The sequence below is a fragment of the Pseudomonadota bacterium genome, from assembly GCA_022361155.1.
Lineage (GTDB): Bacteria > Myxococcota_A > Polyangia > Polyangiales > JAKSBK01 > JAKSBK01.
Genome location: JAKSBK010000367.1, coordinates 1 through 17,255, shown reverse-complemented (window position 1 = coordinate 17,255; position 17,255 = coordinate 1). Strand labels below are relative to the sequence as shown.

17 protein-coding genes and 1 pseudogene are annotated in these 17,255 nt (G+C 65.7%); 8 read left to right on the top strand and 10 right to left on the bottom strand.

Annotation, left to right across the window (positions count from 1 at the left end; translation table 11 throughout):
- The coding region (locus tag MJD61_14160; protein ID MCG8556414.1) for a hypothetical protein at positions 1-1,578 on the top strand (1,578 nt) is incomplete at its 5' end.
- A gap of 43 nt (positions 1,579-1,621) precedes the next feature.
- Here MJD61_14160 and MJD61_14155 read toward each other — a convergent pair.
- From MJD61_14155 to MJD61_14135, 5 genes are all read right to left on the bottom strand, one after another.
- A complete protein-coding gene (locus MJD61_14155; protein MCG8556413.1) occupies positions 1,622-1,966 on the bottom strand; it encodes a PilZ domain-containing protein in 345 nt (114 codons plus the stop codon).
- Positions 1,963-2,787 (bottom strand): hypothetical protein, encoded by an 825-nt coding sequence (locus tag MJD61_14150; protein ID MCG8556412.1) that lies wholly within the window; start codon positions 2,785-2,787, stop codon positions 1,963-1,965. The genes MJD61_14155 and MJD61_14150 overlap by 4 nt, the downstream gene beginning before the upstream one ends.
- A complete protein-coding gene (locus MJD61_14145) occupies positions 2,784-3,158 on the bottom strand; it encodes a hypothetical protein (protein MCG8556411.1) in 375 nt (124 codons plus the stop codon). Before MJD61_14145 ends, MJD61_14150 begins: the two co-directional genes overlap by 4 nt.
- A gap of 97 nt (positions 3,159-3,255) precedes the next feature.
- The gene (locus MJD61_14140) at positions 3,256-4,056 is read right to left on the bottom strand and encodes a hypothetical protein (GenBank protein MCG8556410.1); all 801 of its coding nucleotides are present in this window, start codon (positions 4,054-4,056) and stop codon (positions 3,256-3,258) included.
- 24 nt (positions 4,057-4,080) lie between these two features.
- Positions 4,081-4,992, bottom strand: coding sequence for a bifunctional riboflavin kinase/FAD synthetase (locus MJD61_14135; protein MCG8556409.1), 912 nt, complete (start codon positions 4,990-4,992; stop codon positions 4,081-4,083).
- Positions 4,993-5,097: 105 nt separating this feature from the next.
- On the opposite strand from MJD61_14135, the gene xseB reads away from it, so the two are divergent.
- The 3 genes from xseB to MJD61_14120 all read left to right on the top strand — a co-directional run bounded on the left by xseB (position 5,098) and on the right by MJD61_14120 (position 9,051).
- The gene (gene xseB / locus MJD61_14130) at positions 5,098-5,358 is read left to right on the top strand and encodes an exodeoxyribonuclease VII small subunit (GenBank protein MCG8556408.1); all 261 of its coding nucleotides are present in this window, start codon (positions 5,098-5,100) and stop codon (positions 5,356-5,358) included.
- A gap of 140 nt (positions 5,359-5,498) precedes the next feature.
- A complete protein-coding gene (locus MJD61_14125; GenBank protein MCG8556407.1) occupies positions 5,499-6,686 on the top strand; it encodes a hypothetical protein in 1,188 nt (395 codons plus the stop codon).
- Positions 6,687-6,771: 85 nt separating this feature from the next.
- Positions 6,772-9,051, top strand: coding sequence for an OmpA family protein (locus tag MJD61_14120; GenBank protein MCG8556406.1), 2,280 nt, complete (start codon positions 6,772-6,774; stop codon positions 9,049-9,051).
- A gap of 35 nt (positions 9,052-9,086) precedes the next feature.
- Here MJD61_14120 and MJD61_14115 read toward each other — a convergent pair whose 3' ends face one another.
- Positions 9,087-9,641 (bottom strand): hypothetical protein, encoded by a 555-nt coding sequence (locus MJD61_14115; protein ID MCG8556405.1) that lies wholly within the window; start codon positions 9,639-9,641, stop codon positions 9,087-9,089.
- 219 nt (positions 9,642-9,860) lie between these two features.
- Between MJD61_14115 and MJD61_14110 the strand changes: the two genes are divergently transcribed.
- From MJD61_14110 to MJD61_14100, 3 genes and pseudogenes are all read left to right on the top strand, one after another.
- Entirely contained in the window at positions 9,861-10,799 is a 939-nt protein-coding gene (locus tag MJD61_14110) for a TRAP transporter TatT component family protein (protein MCG8556404.1), read from the top strand.
- Between the two features lie 102 nt (positions 10,800-10,901).
- Positions 10,902-11,777, top strand: coding sequence for a TRAP transporter small permease (locus MJD61_14105; GenBank protein ID MCG8556403.1), 876 nt, complete (start codon positions 10,902-10,904; stop codon positions 11,775-11,777).
- A 7-nt stretch (positions 11,778-11,784) separates the two neighbouring features.
- Positions 11,785-13,047: pseudogene (locus tag MJD61_14100) on the top strand (TRAP transporter large permease subunit).
- Positions 13,048-13,341: 294 nt separating this feature from the next.
- Here the strand turns inward: MJD61_14100 and MJD61_14095 are convergent.
- From MJD61_14095 to MJD61_14080, 4 genes are all read right to left on the bottom strand, one after another.
- A complete protein-coding gene (locus tag MJD61_14095; protein ID MCG8556402.1) occupies positions 13,342-14,280 on the bottom strand; it encodes a hypothetical protein in 939 nt (312 codons plus the stop codon).
- A 6-nt stretch (positions 14,281-14,286) separates the two neighbouring features.
- Positions 14,287-14,757 carry a biopolymer transporter ExbD gene (locus MJD61_14090; GenBank protein ID MCG8556401.1) on the bottom strand — a complete coding sequence of 157 codons (471 nt, stop codon included), beginning with the start codon at positions 14,755-14,757 and terminating at the stop codon, positions 14,287-14,289.
- Positions 14,758-14,853: 96 nt separating this feature from the next.
- On the bottom strand, positions 14,854-15,330 hold the full coding sequence (locus MJD61_14085) for a biopolymer transporter ExbD (protein MCG8556400.1): 477 nt from the start codon (positions 15,328-15,330) through the stop codon (positions 14,854-14,856).
- 78 nt (positions 15,331-15,408) lie between these two features.
- Positions 15,409-16,062: a MotA/TolQ/ExbB proton channel family protein gene (locus MJD61_14080; GenBank protein MCG8556399.1), complete on the bottom strand. Its 654-nt coding sequence runs from the start codon at positions 16,060-16,062 to the stop codon at positions 15,409-15,411.
- An 848-nt stretch (positions 16,063-16,910) separates the two neighbouring features.
- Between MJD61_14080 and MJD61_14075 the strand changes: the two genes are divergently transcribed.
- Positions 16,911-17,255: hypothetical protein (locus tag MJD61_14075; protein MCG8556398.1), on the top strand; the 345-nt coding region annotated here is incomplete at its 3' end.

Sequence of the window (17,255 nt, the reverse complement as noted above, 5' to 3'; positions counted from 1 at the left end):
GCCTCCGTGGCAGTGCTGCGGCCGGGGACGACGTCTACCCGCGTTCTAGAGACTGTCGTGCGTTCGATGGTTGCGCCGCTCCTGTTGCTCGGAGTGCTGGGCTGTGAATCGCTGGCAGAGATCGAGTTGATCGAGCTCGAAGCGATTAGGCCGGATGCGGTGGAGCCGGGGGAGCGGCTGCAGATCGTGGGCGAGGGGTTTGCCTTGGATCGATCCTGCCGGGTGCGCTTCTCGGGGTACGCCGAGCGAGGCGGTGGGGAGGCGGTTGCGGTGCTGTTCGAAGTCCAGGGACGGGTGCTTTCCCCCAGGGTGGTCGAGGTGCAGGTGGACCCTATCAGCTTTGCTCCGTTACGGCCGCGGGCGGAGTTCGTGGGGGAGGTAAGCGTGCACTTTGCGGCGGCGCCCGACCGGGGTGTCGAAATCGCCGGCAGGCTGCGCGACGTTCGGCTCGCTCTCGTTTCCTCGCTGCCGCCGGCCCAATCCAAGATCGAGCGCCGGGAACAAGCCGCGCTCACACCGATGCAGCTCGGGCTGTCGCTGGCAGCGTTGTTCTGGGCCTTGTGTTTCGGGTTTATCGGGCCGGGTGCACCGGCGCTGCGCTTGAGCGAGGCGTTGGCCCGCGCCTGGCAGCATGGACCGCATCTGTTGGCGCGCTACCACGTCGACGGGAGGGCGATACCCAGCTCGAGCGCGAGGCCTGCACGGCGCAGGCTGCAGAGGGGGCGGCATCATGGAAGGCTGGTTCGTTTCCTGCTCTGGCTGCGGCAGGAGCTGCGGCAGAGGCAGCGGTCGTGGATCGCTGCCTGTGTTGCGGCGCTGGGTAGCGTCGTCGCGCTGGCGCTGGTTCGGGTAGCCGGCGCCAGCGCGAGCCTCTTGTGGTGTTGGGCTGCGCTCGCGCTGGCGCCGGCTATCGCTGTTGCTCGGTGCCGAACGGCTCCCAGACCGGTGGGCCGCGTGCTGGCCGCACAGGTCCCTGCCCTGATCGGCCTCGCTGCGGCGCTGCTGTGTGCCCACGTGCTGAGCTCGAGCGCAACGCTCGGGCGCGTGGTGCAGGCGCAGGGTTTTGCGCCGTGGCAGTGGCTCGGCATGCGCAGCCTTGCCGGTCTGTGTGCGCTGAGTCTCTATCTCTTGGGTGCGGCCAGAAGCCTGAAGACGTTGGAGCTCCTGGGCCCACTACAAGCCGGGCCCGCAGCTGTCGTGGCGGGCGTTCAACAGTTCATGCTGGCGGCGTTGGGTGCTGCCGTGTTCCTGGGCGGCTGGCAGAGCCCGCTCGATGCTACGGCGAGCGCACACACGTGGGCGTTTGTGACGCTGTGCTACGGCGCAAAGGCGCTCGCGCTGGCTTGGCTCGCTCGTGCGCTCGGCGAACAGCTGTGTCCTGGCACGTGCTCGATCGTGCTGGCAGTCCTGGTTGCCGGCGGCACCGCCGTCGCGTGGTCATGGTCGCTTGCTGGCGCAGTCCCGCAGCTCGCCGTGGGCCAGGTTGTCTGTGGTGTCGTGCTCGCCACGGGCCTGCACGCAGTCTGGCGAGTCCGCGCTCGACGTGAGCTGGCACGAGCGGGCTCGCGCGCCCCTTGAGGACCCTCCGCACCAAGCCTCCCTTCAGCGCCAGCCCTATCGGTCAGGCGTCGATCGCCTCCAGAAAGCGTCCAAGGTGCGCGCTTTGGCCCGCAGCCATCTCGACAAACCGCAAGCCCACCGTGGTCTGACCGTCGTCGCGCTCGGCCGTCCAGATCACGCGCGCGTCGGTGATCAAGGGATCTTCCTCGGGGTCCTCGACTCCGTCGCCCGTCATGATGAGGGTGAGCCTGACATGGGTTCCATCGACCACGGCTTGCGGCACGATGACCGCGGCTCCGCCCATGGAGACATTGTGTGTCGTGCCTCCTAGTGTTTGCGCGCCGGCGTCGATCTCGGCGGTCAGTGCCACGGCGTAGCGAGCGTGTTTTCGGCGACTGGTGGTCACGGCTGGGGCACGTGCGGAGACGCTAGCATGCGTCCAAACGCGCCACCCGTAAAGGCATCGAGCAGTGCTTCGATCTCTGCGATCCTCAGGAGCCTTCCGGCATCCTTGCGGCCGAGTAGATCGCGTTCGAGCTGCAGGCGTCGGCGCTCGAAGTATAGCTCGACGATCTGTCGCATCAGCGCAGCCCGGCTGTCGAGCCAGGCACGCTGTTCCCGCATCAACGCCACCTCGTCACGCGCATAAACCAGGCGCGCGAGATCGAAGGTCAGCGCGGCCTCGAGGGTCAGGTTGTCATCGGTGGATAGCCGGCTTGTGGTCGTGCCGGACTGCGATTCGTACAGATCCCAACCCTGGCCTCGCCGGGCGCTCAAGCGCACGCTGGGCAGCCATCCCGATCTGCGCGCCCGGCTTGAGAGCGCCTTGGGCGACGGCCGCTGCTTCGCTTTGGCGGCGAGCGCCGCATGCACCACCTCGCTCACGCTGGGCTCGTTTCGGTAGCGTCGCAAGCCTCGGACCAGCGCTGCCCGCGTCAGCGCCGGTTCGCGCCGGGGGGAAGCGTGCGCCTTGATCCTGCTCGGTCGCCGCTCTTCCTGCTCGCGCCCCTGCCGCGCGCGATCGACGACCGGCCGGCCGTCCCCAGCGCGCTCGTCCGGGCCATGGCCGTAACGCACGCGGCGGTCCTGCGCGAACGCAGCGCAACAGGGCAAGGCGCCGATCAGCACCCACAGCAAGGCAAGGCAGATCAACCTGCAACGCGCCGCCTTGCTGATCTGCTTGCTGATCCGGTTTGGAGTCGGCTTGCGAACGTGCGTTGTGTTCATGGGTCATGTTCTCCTGCTACTAGCGTGGCCAGCTGAGCCAGGGCGTCTTGGCGAGTGGACTGCTCGAGGTCGCACAGAGCCCGATGCGTACAGGGCGCGGTTCCGCTCGCCCGGACGCGGCCAGCCGCCGCTGAGGAGCCGGGCATGGTCGCAGGCTCCCCCGCCGAGCCGCGATACGACCGCAGGCGCCAGCGCAAGTCCAGCCGCCCCTGCCAGCGACCCCGCACGGCCAACCGATTACCGGTGCGCGCCCGGTGCGTTGCCAGCAGCACGAGGCGGCATTCCGGCAGCCAGCGAGCCAGATCGGGGCCTCGTCCGCTGCAGCCAGGCACCACGATCAGGAGCGCCAGAGCGCATATGCGACAAGTCATCGTGGACTCGCAGCTCACTGAAGCAGGTATCGGTCGCAACCGCAGCGCGTTGCGTCGGGCCGCGGCGACCCGCAAGCTCGGCAGGCTTTTTGCGGCCCTATGGGGTCTTCGCGTGCGAGATCGCCACGAACCGGCCCTGGGCTAGCAGACCCACGGCGGCGAGCCCACGGCTGCCGGGGTCAAGCGCCGGGGTCGACCAGCGGCCCGAGCGCTCGATCGGGCGCTGATCCGTGACGTCGGTGCGCAGCACCTCGCTTGGATCGGGGGCCACCGCGATGAGGCGCAGCGTGAGTTCGCCGGTTGCTCCAAGCACGGCCTCCGCCCGCGTCAGCCCACTCGGGCTTACGTCCCACCGGATGTGCAGCTCGTCTCCTTGCCGCTCGCAGCGGACCTCGTCCCGCGCTGCGGCCGGCCGCTCGCCTGCGGATTCGCGCTGCTTGGCTGTGGATTCGCCCTGCTCGCCTGCGGTGTTGCCCTGCTCGGCTGTGGATTCGTCCTCTGCTGCGGGCGCGGGTCCGAGGGCGGTGTTGGGGACGGCCTGGGTGGGACGGGAAGGTTCCGCGCTCGAATCTGAAACGGCCGCTTGCTCCAAGACCCCGTGAGCTGCACTGTCCCCTGCCGTTATGCCGGCGGGCTGGTTCGGCTGGTCCGGTTCCTTCGTCTGGGGTGCGGTCGCTTCAGCTCTGCGCAAAAAGCGTCCGAGCAGACCCGATCCACGTTCGAGCGCTTGTGCGGCGTGCCAGAGCGCCTGCCTTGCCGTCTGGAGCCGACCCGCGCGCAGGCGTCCGCGCAGCACCCGCACGAGCTCGCGGCGAGTCAGGTGCTGGTAGCCCTCGATGCCCAGGTGCTTGGCTTCGTCCTCCAGCTCGGCTCGCGTGCACTGCTCGATGGTCTTCACGTCCACAGTCGCTGCTCCCGGGTTTCAGGTCCCCAAGACCTGCCTGGCCGACAACACGTCCTTGCGGATTTGCGCCCTCAGGGATTGTACGCCGTCAAAGCGCTGCTCGGCACGCAAATACTCGACGAACGCGACACGCAGCGGGCACCCGTACAGGTCTTGGTCGAAGTCCAGCAGGTGCACCTCGAGCGAGCGGCCCGCCTTGAACGTAGGCCTCAGTCCGAGATTCGCCACCGCTGGGAGCACCGGACCGGGCCCTGGCGACAGGCGCTGTGCCAGCACCGCATAGACCCCATCGGGGGGCAGCAGCACCGGTTCCGGCACCACGTTCGCCGTTGGGAATCCCAGATCGCGGCCGCGCTTGTTGCCCTCGACCACCGTTCCCGTCACGTCGTGGTGCCTGCCCAGCATGCGCGTCGCCAAGGCGAGGTCGCTGCGAGCGATGGCGTCTCGGATTGCGCTGGACGATACGGTCAGGCCGTGCGCGCGGATCGAGGGCACGGGTAGCACCGAGAACCCGAGGCGGTCACCAAGCCCGCGCAGAACCTCCGCCGTTCCTGCGCGTCCGGCGCCGAAGCGAAAATCCGGCCCCACGACCACCAAGCGTGCCTTTAGCCCATCGCGCAGCAGCTGGCGTGCGAAGCGCTCGGGCTCAAGCGAGGCAAAGGCACGGTCGAACCGCTGCACGCGCACCTCGTCCGCGCCGCACCCGTTCAGCAGCTCGATGCGCCGCGTCAAGGTTGTCAGCTGAGCAGGCGCCTGCGCCGGTGCCAGCACGCGTGCCGGGTGCGGGTCGAAGGTGAGGGCCACCACGGGCAGCGCTTCGGTGCCGGCCTCGCGAGCGGCGCGCAGCAAGGCCCGATGTCCCCGATGGACACCGTCGTAGTTGCCAGGCACCACCACGCACGGCGAGCGCACCTGCTGCGGCTGCGTCACGGTTTGGGCGATTATGGTCGCGAGGCAGGCCAGGTCAACTCCACCCGTTGGGGCATCTGTGCTTGCAGGCGGGCTCGGTATTGGGCATCGTCTGTCAGGGACTCCATGGTGCACGATAAAGAAACGGCTGCCTGCGACGAGCTGTCCTTCGAGCAGGTGTTGTCCAAGCTCGAGCGCGTCGTCGCCGAGCTCGGTCGTGGCGAAACGCCGCTCGAGCAGGCCGTGGCTCTGTTCGAGGAGGGCGTGCGCCTGTCGAAAATCGGTGCGAATCGGCTCGACGAGGCCGAGCGCCGTGTAGAGTTATTGCTCGGCAGCTCGGACGAGCCACAGACTCAGGCCTTCGGAGGTCAGAAGGAGCAACCATGAGGCATTGCATCCGAAAGGAGCAACCATGAGGCGTTTGCATCCGGAAGGAGCAACCATGAGGCGTTTGCATCCGGAAGGAGCAACCATGAGGCATTTGCATCCGGAAGGAGCAACCATGAGGCATTGCATGAGGTATTGCGGTGAGCGCTGACATCAGCGTGCACACCAAGTTCTCGACCGTTTCGGAGCTTGCCGAGGGGTATGCTTCGCGGGTGCGGCTAGGCCAGATATCGCTGCGATCCCACGAGTCCGTTGCCGAAGGCGACGGCGTCGCGTTTAGCGTTCTGCTGCAGGACGGTATGCTCGCCTTCGGCGGTCGCGGCCGCTGCGTCGAGTCGATCGACAAGGGCGAGGATTCGCGCTCCGGCGGGCGCTTCGAGCTTGTGCTGGACAGCCTTGAGTTCGAAGAGGCCTCCGCGGCGGTTTTCGAGCACCTGCTGGCGGTTCGCGCGGCCCTGTTCGGTTCCGACCAACCTCCGGAGCTGATCATCGGGCCCGCGCACAAGCAACCCTACGGACACGAGGCGCTCGAAGTGTCCGCCGACGAGGTGGAGGCGCTGCCAGAGGATCCGCAGGGCGTTTCCGAAGCGGAGTATATCGAAGCGCCAACCGTGGAGTCCGCGGAGCACGACGCCGCCGCACCGGTCGCGGTTCTGGAACCACACGGCCCAGAGCGTGCCGGGGCAACGCCTATTCCAGAAGCGACCTCGATCCCCAGCGACGCCGTGCCTGCCGACGACATCCAGTTCGCACCCGAGGGGGAGTTCGACGACGACCCGTACAGTGCACCCACCGCAATCGCAGACCTGCCGTTCCTCGCTGCTCAGGCCGAGGAGGCGGAGCAAGCCGCGGCGCTCTGTGAGGAGGAGTCCACCGAGGCCGCGAGCACGACGGCTTCGCAGACAGTTGCCGGCGAACCTGCCATCTTCGACCCTGCGCTCGCGCGGGACCGCGTTACGCTTCCGGAGACACAGGACGACGAAGAGGACGGCATCACGCTTGCGCCTCCCGCACGCGACGAAAACGAGACCCCCACGTCCGCGCCACCGGCTGCGCCCCCCCTCGCCCCCACGATCAAGCCCTTCCACTCGCAGCTTCCACCGGGGAGCTTCCTGACACGTCCCGTGGCAGGCAACTCGTGGATTCCGCAGGCTCCGCCGCCGATGCCGCCCCGATCGTCGTCAGGCCTGTTTGTGTTTGCTGGACCGGGGCTACCCTGCCCGGATCGAGTGCCCCGCCCCGATCTTCCGGCCGAGCTGGCGGTCACGCCCGCGCCACGACCTGAAGCTGGGGCTGCTCAAGGCCCGGCGCAGGACCAGGCGGAGTAGCGCCACGCGTGACCCACGCTCAGTCTTCGACACCGACGCAACGTGGCACCGAGCGTGCACGGGAAAGAGCCAAGAGGCACAGCTAATGGGGATAAGGGATTCCATCCGCCGGGCTCAGGTCTTCGGGGTTGCGCTCTTGCTGGTGTCTGCGAGCGCCGCGCGTGCGCAGCCGGACGAGTTCGACGACTCGTTTGGAGACGATGCCTTCGGGGACTCGCCCCAACAGGACCCCTTCGGGGATGCGGGCGAAGGGGAGGAGTCTTTCGACAGCGAGTTCGAGGATGCCTTCGAGGGCTACGAGACCCCGCCTGAGGCAGGGGCTTCCGAGATCGGCCAGGGGCCTGACGAAGCTGCGCAGGGTGGTGGCGATCGGGTGGAGACGACCGGTCCAGGGGGCGCACGGATGTTCCGTGCCCACACGACCTGGGGGGGTCCAACCGGTGGCCTTCGAATCACGGACGCCGGCTCAGGTATCGTGGATGCACTACGTACCCAGCTCACCTTCGAGTTCTTTCGCTCGCGCGATTTCCTCGACGCCGCCGATACGAACCAGTTCATCGCTGGCACGCTTGCATTGAACTACACGCCGGCGAGCTTCTTGGAGCTCTACGCTTCGATCGCCAACCACGCCAACAGCAACTCCAACGAGGAGCCCGCCTTGTTCCAGGTGCTCGGCGACAGCACCTTCGGCGTCAAGGCGTTCAGCCCGGTGCTGTCCTGGCTGACGCTGGGAGGGGACCTGCGGCTCGTCTTGCTCAATACGGTCGGGGACATCGGCGTGGTGCTCAAGGGCACGAGCTTTGGTCTGCGCGGCAACGCCACGGCAGACATGCGGCGGGTCGGCGGAGGTGTTCCCTTGCTCGTGCGCTTGAATCTCGATTACTTCTTCGACAATTCCGCCAACCTCGTTCAGAGCGTTGAGGAGCGGCGTTTCGGCATCTACCGGGATCTTGGACAAACCAGCCACCCGGAGCAGCGATTCAACGACATCCATCTGCTAACACGCATCGAGCGGTTCGCGTTGGGCATCAACCGTACGGACATGTTGACGCTGTCGCTCGGCTTCGAGGCTCCGCTACGGGCGGGTTCCGCGTTCTATCTTCACCCGCTGCTGGAATGGAGCATGGGCATGCCGGTCAATCGGCAGGGCTGGAGCTGCCTGATCGTCAACGGGCCCAACCGGGGCCGGGCGGGGGGCCCCGACAGCTGCCTCAAGGGCTCCGGCCTGGGCGCGTTTCCGATGACGCTGACGCTGGGCCTGCGTGTGCTGCCGCCCGTACGCGGGCTCGGTTTCCTGCTCGCCTTCGAAGGCGGGCTGACGGGTGCGTCCAAATTCGTTCGCGAGCTGTCGCCGAACCGCCCCTACAACCTGATGCTGGCCCTAGCTTACGCGTACGACACGCGCCTGCCGAAACCGATCGTTCGCAGAGTGGAGGTGGCGAAGCCAGTAGAGGCGCCTTCCGTCAAGGGGCGAATCCAAGGCAGTGTGATCGAAAAGGGTGCCGAGATCGGAGTCTCCGGCGCAACAGTGCAATACCAGGACGGAGACTTCAGCCTTCAGCAGACCTTCGAAAACGGCGCCTTCGTCAGCTACGAGCTCGATCCAGGGGAAGTCATCGTGCGCGTCTCGCACCCCGACTACGAGCCGGCCGACTGCGCCGCCGTGATTCCGGGCGAGGGGGGAGAAGTGCAGATGCGTTGCGAGCTTGTGGCGAAGCCCCGCGTTGGCGACGTGCAGGGTCGTGTGGTGGATGCCAAGGGAGGGCCGGTGCTGACCGCCAAGATCGACATCTCGGGCCCAGCGCAACGAACCATCACCTCGGATGTGACCGGGGCCTTCAAGCTCGCTGAACTGCCTCCCGGCGAGTACACGGCTCGCGTGGATGCCGAGGGCTTCATGATCGAGCTCGAGCAGTTCACCGTGGTCGCACGCAAGACCGCCACGCCCGTAATCGCGCTCGTGCCCAAGCCAAAGCGCGCCTTGGTCAAGCTGACACGAAAGCGCATCAACATCCGGCGCAAGATCCACTTCGTGACCGACAGCCACGAAATCCGGGACAAGAGCACGCCGCTGCTGCGGCAGATCGCCGACATCATTTTGAGGCATCCCGAGCTCAAGCGGATCGAAATCCAGGGCCACACGGACAGCGTCGGGTCCGACAGCTACAATGTCGGACTGTCGCAAAACCGAGCCGGCTCGGTGCGCAGCTGGCTAGTCAATGCGGGTGTGAAGCCGGATCGCCTCGAGGCCAAGGGCTACGGTGCTACGCGCCCACTCGCACCCAACATCACGGCGGGCAACCGTGCGCGCAATCGCCGCGTACAGTTCATGATCCGCGAGCGTGTCGAGCCCAAGCCCGAGTGAGCCCTAGCTCGAGTGTAGCCATGGCTATAGCTTGGCTAGCCCGATGCGCCGATCAGCGCGACAAGCTGCGCCACCACTTCACTGAGGCTTCGGGTGTTGTGCTCTTGGGCATCCGCTTCGTGTATCTGCCCGTCCGCCCCGAGCAACGCGAGGCCGCTGGTGCTCCGGGTGACGACGGGGCCCTGTGCCTGCTCTCGGATCGGCATGGTTCCCTGAGACATGCCCACGACTCGAAGGCCGCCGTTCGGGTGCGAGTACAGGAACACGATGCAGCGCTGGCCCGCCGGGAAACGCGCTGCGCCGGGCACGACCAGACCAAGCTCGCCTATGGAACCGCCCAGGACGGTGACCCGGACCTCGCGGCGGTCCGGGCGATCGTCCTTGAGCATGCGCTCTATCCTCAGGCTTACGTAGGTGACAATGCGGCCATTCGAATCCCAGCGGGAAACATGGGCTAGGGGGCGCACGATGGCGATCAGCTCGGCTTGCGTGACCAGCTGTCTGAGGCTCAGCTTGCGGACCACTGCAGCCTGTGCCCCTTCGAGCCAAACGAGCAGCAGGGCCAACCCAAGTGCAGCGCGCGACGGCATCCCGGCAGCATTCGCGCTGCCGCGGGGCACGTCAAGCGAACCCGTTCGCCGCGAGCTCGCGGCGTCTCCTGGACGAGCCCCGGGTGTAGGTGAACGTACGCCGGTCGGGGTGTACAGCTTGCTCGGCACGACGCGTTGACAAGCTCGAGCCTGGACAGGTACTAGTAGCGCTTGCCAGGGATTGTGATCGATTGGCGTCGAGGGCTGGCGGAACGTTCGATGCTTAGGCTCGCGTTACCCAAAGTAGCCGCGCTGCTCATGGCTGGTGTGTTGTCGCTTGTGGCTGGGGGCTGCGACTTGCGAGGCGCGCTTGCGAAGGGGCAAGTCGACGCCGTGCGCGAGGCCGATACAGGCATCATGCAGCACTGGGATCCCGAGCTCGCAGGGCTTTCGCTTCCCTATGGGATCATTCAGCTTGAGAGCGCGGTGGAGCTAGCGCCGGATTACGAGCCGCTCATGCTCACTATCATCGACGCCTACGTGGCCTACGCCACCGGTTGGGTGCGGGAACAAGCGCATGCGGCCGAGATCGCGGGGCAGTTCGATCGGGCGGAGCACCTCAATCGCCGTGCGGGCTTGATGTACGATCGCGCCTTGTTGTTCGCCAAGCGCATGCTGCGGCTGCGCGATCGCGACTTCGATGAAGCGGTTGCCGGCGGTCTCGACGCCTTCAAGAAGTGGCTTGACTACCATTTTTTCGACAAGGGCGAGGACTCCGAGGTGCTGCTCACCGCTGGCACCGCATGGCTCGCTACCATGATCGCGTCGGAGGAGGGCCTGGCCGCCGCCGCCGATCTGCCCTTTGCCCGGGCGGTCGTGGAACGCTCGGTCGAGCTCGATCCGGAGCTTACGGGAGCACGCGGCCTTTCGTTGCTCGGCACGATCGAGTGCAGTGTGCCCAAGCTTGCGGGCGGGCGGCCACAAGTCGGCCTCAAGCTCATGCAGCGTGCCGCCCGCTCGAGCGAGCGCAACAACCACCTCATCCTGGTGAGCATGGCCGAGGACTGCGCCGTCGCGCTGCAGGACCGCAAGCTGTTTCACAAGCTGTTGATGGAGGTGATCGAGGCTGGCGACGTGTCCAAGTATCGGCTGTCCAACAAGATTGCGCGGCGTCGCGCAGGGCGCCTGCTCGCTCAGATGGATGAGTATTTCTACTAGGGTCATTCTTGCGCGGACCCTGAGGGTTCGTGGCAACATGACCTGCCCGCGTCACAGGCTCCAAGCCCCGCTGGCTGTGTTGCTTCTCCTGGCCTCGAGACCATGAATCTTGTCCGTCGTCTGGATCGCGCCTGGGCCTGGGGAGAGGGCGCGCTCACCGTGGCAGTGCTGCTCGCCATGGTGCTCATGGCCGGCTTTCAGGCTGGAGTCCGCAATCTCGCCTACTACGACATCGCATGGGCCAGCGCGCTTCTGACCGACATGGAGTGGGCGGACTCTTTTCTGCGCAAGGCCACGCTCTGGCTCGCGTTTCTGGGGGCTTCGTTGGCGAGCCACGGCGACAAACACATCGGTATCGACATCCTGTCCCGCATCGCGCCGCCAAAGCCTCGATGGATCATGCGGGCCATCGTCAACCTGCTCGGCGGAGTCGTGACCCTAGGGCTGACCTACGCTTTTTTTTCAGCGGTCAAACTGAACCTGACCGAGCGGCCGATGGAATACGAGGTGCTGGGCAACGAGGGCTCGATGCACGTGTGCGATGCCTCGTTCGAGCTGCTCGCACAGCTCGAGTTCGACGCCCCGAGCGCTTTCTGTGCGCTTCGGGCGCTTTACAACGCAGTGGGAGTGCCGGCCGAGACTCCGGGTGCGGCCTTTCAGGTGATCGTGCCCGTGGCATTCTTCGTCATGTCGTTGCGGATGCTCGGCCGTGGCGCAGGCGCTCTGGCGGTGCTCGCGGGCGGACCGGACGCCATCGTGACTGCCGACAAGGAGATCGCCCTGCGCTCTTCTGGAACTTCACTGGCGCCGCCACCTGCCGGCGGCGTGCCTTCGTCGGTCAGCAGCGTTCCTCCGGCGCCTGCCGTGCCCAAAGAGCTCGGCGAGGATGCCGGGCGCGGGCAGCCGCCCAGCGACGGGCCGGCGCCGGACAAGCCGGAGACACGAGCGAAGGCCGACGACCGCAAGGACGAGGAGTGAGAGGCACCTGTTGACCCTGATCGCTGTCGCGCTTGTGGTGTTCGCGCTCCTTGGGGCGCCCCTGTACGCCATTTTTGGGGCCGCGTCCATTGCGCTTTTCATGAGCTTGCCCGAGGGCACGATGGCTTCGGTCGCGATCGATGTCTTCAGCGCCCGATTCGCCGATTCGCCCACGCTGATGACGATTCCGCTCTTCACCTTCTCCGGTTACCTGCTGGCGGAAAGCGGCACGCCGAGGCGGCTGGTGGAGCTTTCGAAGGCTTGGCTGGGCTGGATGCCCGGGGGACTCGCAGCCGTGTGCCTGATGGCTTCGGCCTTTTTTACGACCTTCACGGGCGGCAGCGGCGTGACCATCATCGCGGTCGGAGGTCTGCTCCTGCCGGCGCTCATCAGCGAACGCTACCCGGAGCGCTTCTCGCTGGGCCTGATCACTGCTGGCGGCTCGCTGGGCTTGCTCTTTCCCCCGAGTGTGCCGCTGATTCTCTACGGGCTCATAGCCGGCCTCGTGGTGGACAAGGTGCTCTTGGCCGGCATATTGCCAGGCGTGATCACGGTGCTCGCGCTAGTGATCCACGCCGGGTTCGTAGGCACACGCGCTCACGTGCCGAGCACGCCCTTCAACCTGTCGCGAGCGCTCAAGGCGCTTTGGGTCTCCGGGTGGGAGGTCGCAATTCCCATCTGGCTGATCGGAGGCCTCGCGTTTGGGCTTTTCCGGATCCACGAAGCCTCCGCATTCGCGGCGGTCTACGTTCTGCTCACTCAGGTCCTGCTCTACCGCGACGTGAGCATCCGCGAGGATCTACCTCGAATCGTGCGCGAATCCATGACGCTCGTGGGTGCGATCCTCGCCATTCTGGCGACCGCCATTGGCTTCGTCGGATGGCTCGTGCAGGCTCAGATCCCGACCAAGCTCGTCGAGCTCATGGAGAGCGTGATCACCTCACCGGTGGCCTTCCTGCTCGTGCTCAACGTCTTTCTGCTGTTCGTGGGCATGCTGATGGACATCTTCTCGGCCATCGTCGTGGTCGTGCCCTTGATCCTTCCGCTCGCCTATGCCTATGGGGTCGACCCCTACCACCTGGCGATCATCTTCCTGCTCAACCTCGAGATTGGCTACCTCACGCCGCCGGTCGGCATCAACCTGTTCATATCGAGCATCCGCTTCGAAAAGCCCGTGACCTATTTGTATAGGTCCGTCTTGCCCTTCATTGGCATCCTGGTGGTCGCACTGCTGATCGTGACCTACGTGCCCTGGCTGTCGACCTATCTTCCAAGCCTAATCGACGTGGACGAGGAGCGCAGTCTGGGCCGGCACGGCGGAGCGGTCGAACAGCCCTTGTCCGGCCGCGATGACGAGCTGCCGCGGGCTTCTGACGAGCCCGAAGACGACATCATGGCAGGCCTGTTCGACGACGATGAGGACGCCGGCGTCGAGGATGCCGGAGACGCCAAGGAGGAAGCCGCATCCAGCGACCACAGCAAGTCGTCCGTGCCCGGGGTCAAGACAGATGCGCAAGCCCCGACGCCATCCCAACCTGACACCGATGCGGGCTAGCAGAGGGTACTAGCGTTGAACCGTGGCACGCGATTGGAGGTTGAGCACCGGTTCGCCGGCGAGCTCCTTGATTTGGGCTGCGATCGAGCAGTCCGTCGCGCCGGCCGAGCGCAGGCTCGGCTTGATTCGGGGTGCGGCAGGCGCTCCTTTCGTCACGAAGCGAAAAGGCAGGAGCTCTCCCCGGGGCTGCACGCGTGCGCTCAGCAGCTTGCTCCCCTGGCGCAGATCCCAGAGAAATACGTCCACCGCCGCGTCGGCTCGTTTCCGGCCGTGCTGCAGCACCAGCAGAAACCAGTCGCTTTGAAGCAGCTCCATCACACTCGGAAGGTCGCGCCGGATGCGTCGTGCGAGCTCGTCGTCGATCACCCGCAGGCGCGCCACGCTGTCTGTGGTGCGGGCTTCTTCGATCCATGCCTCGCCGAGAAACGCGCCCTGTTCGAAAAGGCCCCGGGCCGACGCCGGGGCCAACCCCAGGCACGCGGGAATGGCGTCCGCGTTCATCTGCCTCGCGCCCTCGGAAACGCTGCGGCGATTGGCTGCTTGTGATATGTGCAACCGCAAGTACAGCCCCCGGCCGGTATGCAGGGCTGCCACGCCCAGACGCGGGTCGGCGTAGTCGGTGGGTGCCCTTGCGGCAGCGGCGATAATGCGGTCTTCGAGCTTTCTGCGAAACGGCCGATAGCGCCGCGTTACCCGGCTCAGCTCGTGTTCGTGAACCTGAAGTATGGCCGCGCGCAGGGCCTCGGCCTTGCGTTGTTCCTTGTACCAGTACGCGGAAACCAAGGCTACGACCGCTGCCAGGCCGATGCTCATGGACTTCCACGGAATCCGCGGCATGAAGGGCTCGGATCCCAGCTGCTCGTAGCGGGCGGGTGTGAGCCGAGTAACCGTGCCGATGTGACCGGACCTGTCGCCTGTTGAACGAGAGCCGCTTGCCGGCGAGGCCAAGCGCGCCTACTCGCCCTTCTTGTTGACGGCGAAGCTCACGTTGGCGTACCCGGCCTGGGCTGCCGAGAACATGACCTTCTTGACGACGCGAAAATCGATCCCCACGTCCGCCTGCACGATGACTTGACCAGGAAAGGGCTGCTGCGGATGCAAGATCGCCCAGTTACGCTTCAGCATTTCGAGGTCTTGGATGATCGTCTCGATGCGTTCGACCTGCGGTGACTGCGCCAGCGTCTGCGTATCGGCCATGCGCCGCCCGTCCAGCGTGACGACAATCGGGTTGATCGCCAGCACGGGAGAGATTTCCAATGCAGTCGTGTTCAGGGCGCTGGGCATCTTCAGGTTCGGCTGCTGCGCCAACAGCTCGCCCGATGCGCTGAACGATGCCAGCAAGAACACCACCAGCACGATCAAAAAGTCGATGAAGGGCACGAGCGGAATGCTGTGATCCGTTGGCTTGCGACCGCCGCCGGTCACGCGCTTCCTGATGAAGCGCAGCGGAATGTTGTGCAGCAGGACTTTGTCAGGTTTTCCAACGGCCACGGCTATACCTGTTCCTAGCTATACCTGTTCCTAGAGGGTGGATCCGTCCGAAAGCGACATGTCCGGAAAGCCTTCGCCGACGACCGTGTCCATCGCTGTCACCACGTCCAGGTATTGGACGCCGTCCTCTGGCGCGACGATCAGATCCCTTCGGTTCGGTTCGAGCTTCTTGCGTTCCTGAAGCTTGGTGTGCAGCTCTGCCAGGTCGTAGGCATCGCCGATCTTGGGGATTTCGATGCGGTCACCGGCACTCGAGGCCAGCACATAACCCGTCTGCTGAACCTGCAGAATCAGCCTGATCTTCTCCTCGGGCGGCGGCTCGTTGGGGGCGGTCGTACCCGGCTGCTGCTGATTGACGTTGAGTCGCGCAAGCTGATTCCATACCGCGGTGACGAGCAAGAACATGATGCAGCACAGCAGTAGATCGATGAACGGGATCAACGGGATCTCCGAGTCGACCGACTTCTTGCCACCGTGTCCGCCCCCGCCAACGCTTATGCCGCCCATGCTGTGTACCGTTCCTGGGACCGTCCGGCGCAACGGGCGACCGACCTGGGTCTCCCGCCGCGACGGCGCCCCGTTGTGTTACGCTGCGGCTTCGACGCCTTCCAGGTTGATGCGCGAGCGGTTATTCACAACCAAGTTGACGACCTGGACCGTCGCCGAGTTGATGTCGTCGAGCAACGTTTGTGTCTTACCGTTCAGGACCGCAAAGCCGAGCAAGGCGATGATCGCGGCGAACAAGCCAAAGGCCGTGCAGTTCATGGCTTCGGAGATCCCCTTCGCCAACATCGTGGCCTTGGACGCGGCGTCCGCGTTGGCCACGGCGCCAAAGGCGACGATCAGACCCCACACGGTCCCGAGCAAGCCCGAGAGCATGGCCAGATTCGCCAGAAGAGCCAGATAGGGTGTGCGGTGCTCGATCAGTGGCAGTTCTTTGAGCGCCTGTTCGTCCATGGCTGCCTGGACCTCGGTATCTGGGCGATTGACCTTCATCAGGCCGGACTTGACGATGCGCGCCAGTGGTGCGTTCGCCGCGGAGCACAGCTTGATTGCCCGGCCCACGTCACCCGCGAGGATGCACTTTTGCATGGTTGCGAGAAAAACGTCCCGGTTGATCGAGCACTTGTAAAGGTAGATGGCGCGCTCGACGATCACGCCGATAGCGATGATCTGCCAGAGCAGGATGGGGTACATCCCCGGTCCGCCCTCCTCGAATTGGTGCGCAAGAGCTGCCATGTCGTCTATCCTCCTAGAGCCGTCCGATGGGTTGCCGGGCTGGTAGGGCCAGGGATTCTGGGCCCAGAACCTCGCCGGCACTCAAGTGCTGCATCGCAGGTAGGGTAATCGAGTCGACCTACTCCACTCATCAGCCCGTCGTGGTCATTAGCCTGTCGTTCGCTCGGGGGGCTGTCGTTCGCTCGGGGGGCTGTCGTTCGCTCGGGGGCCGTCGTTCGCTGAAGCCGGCCTTGGTTTGCTTGGTAGGTTCGAGGCCAACGACGCCCCGTACTGGAAGCTTCCTGCGTTCCGTCCCCGCGCGCAGCCTCTTGTGTCGTAGTTGCCTTGTATCGTAGTCGCCGCGGGAGAAGCCATGATAACGAATGGCAATGACAAGTCAATGGTCATTTGCGCACATATCCCACGGCGCGGATGGTCAGGTGGTCCGCTCCCATCGAGCCCCGCCTCGGCCGCACAGGCGGCAGGCGTAGTGGGTCAACGTGCGCGAAAACCCTACTGGTATTCGGCAGATGCGGCCTTTGCCGGGATTGCCCGATTTGTTGACACGGGCTTCGGCACTAGGTTAGCTTGAAATCGTGTCATTCCTTGCCGATCGTCCGGGCGCGGTTGCGGTGGTTCGACCGCAGGCCGCGGCGTGAGACGCGCGCTGTGCCAATGAGCCTGCCGGCCGTTGTACGATGGGTGAGCCCTGCATGATGTCACCTCGATGCGGTCCTTGTAGTGGCAGGCAGAACCGTTGTGCAGGTTGCGTAACGCTGGAGCGTGAGCGCACCAGCCGCTATCCGGGGTGCGGGCGCTTCGCATGCGATCCCGGCCCGAGGCCACGGACCGCGCCGCCATCCGGCCGGATGAGCGCTTGGACCGGCGGCACGGGAACGTCGTTCCCGGCGCCGGCGGGGGAATCGTGCTGGGATGCCGTGCTCACGGCCGGAAGTCCGATCCGGGTTCTCGTCTGGGTAGGCCGCGGGCACGGCGCGCAGCGCGGCATCGACAAGAAGGTGTCCGAGCGAGCGCGGTGGGGGCCGGGTTTCGGAGCCGACCCTCACCCCCTCCTGGGGATCGAACTTCCGGCAGAGGGTACTAGTGCCTCGCCACAGGAATCCTGGTTGGTTGGCCCCAGCCCTGGCGCCCGCTGGCGGCGTTGGGACCTCCTCGAATATGCGCTGCACCGCATCGAAATGAACCGCAGTCTT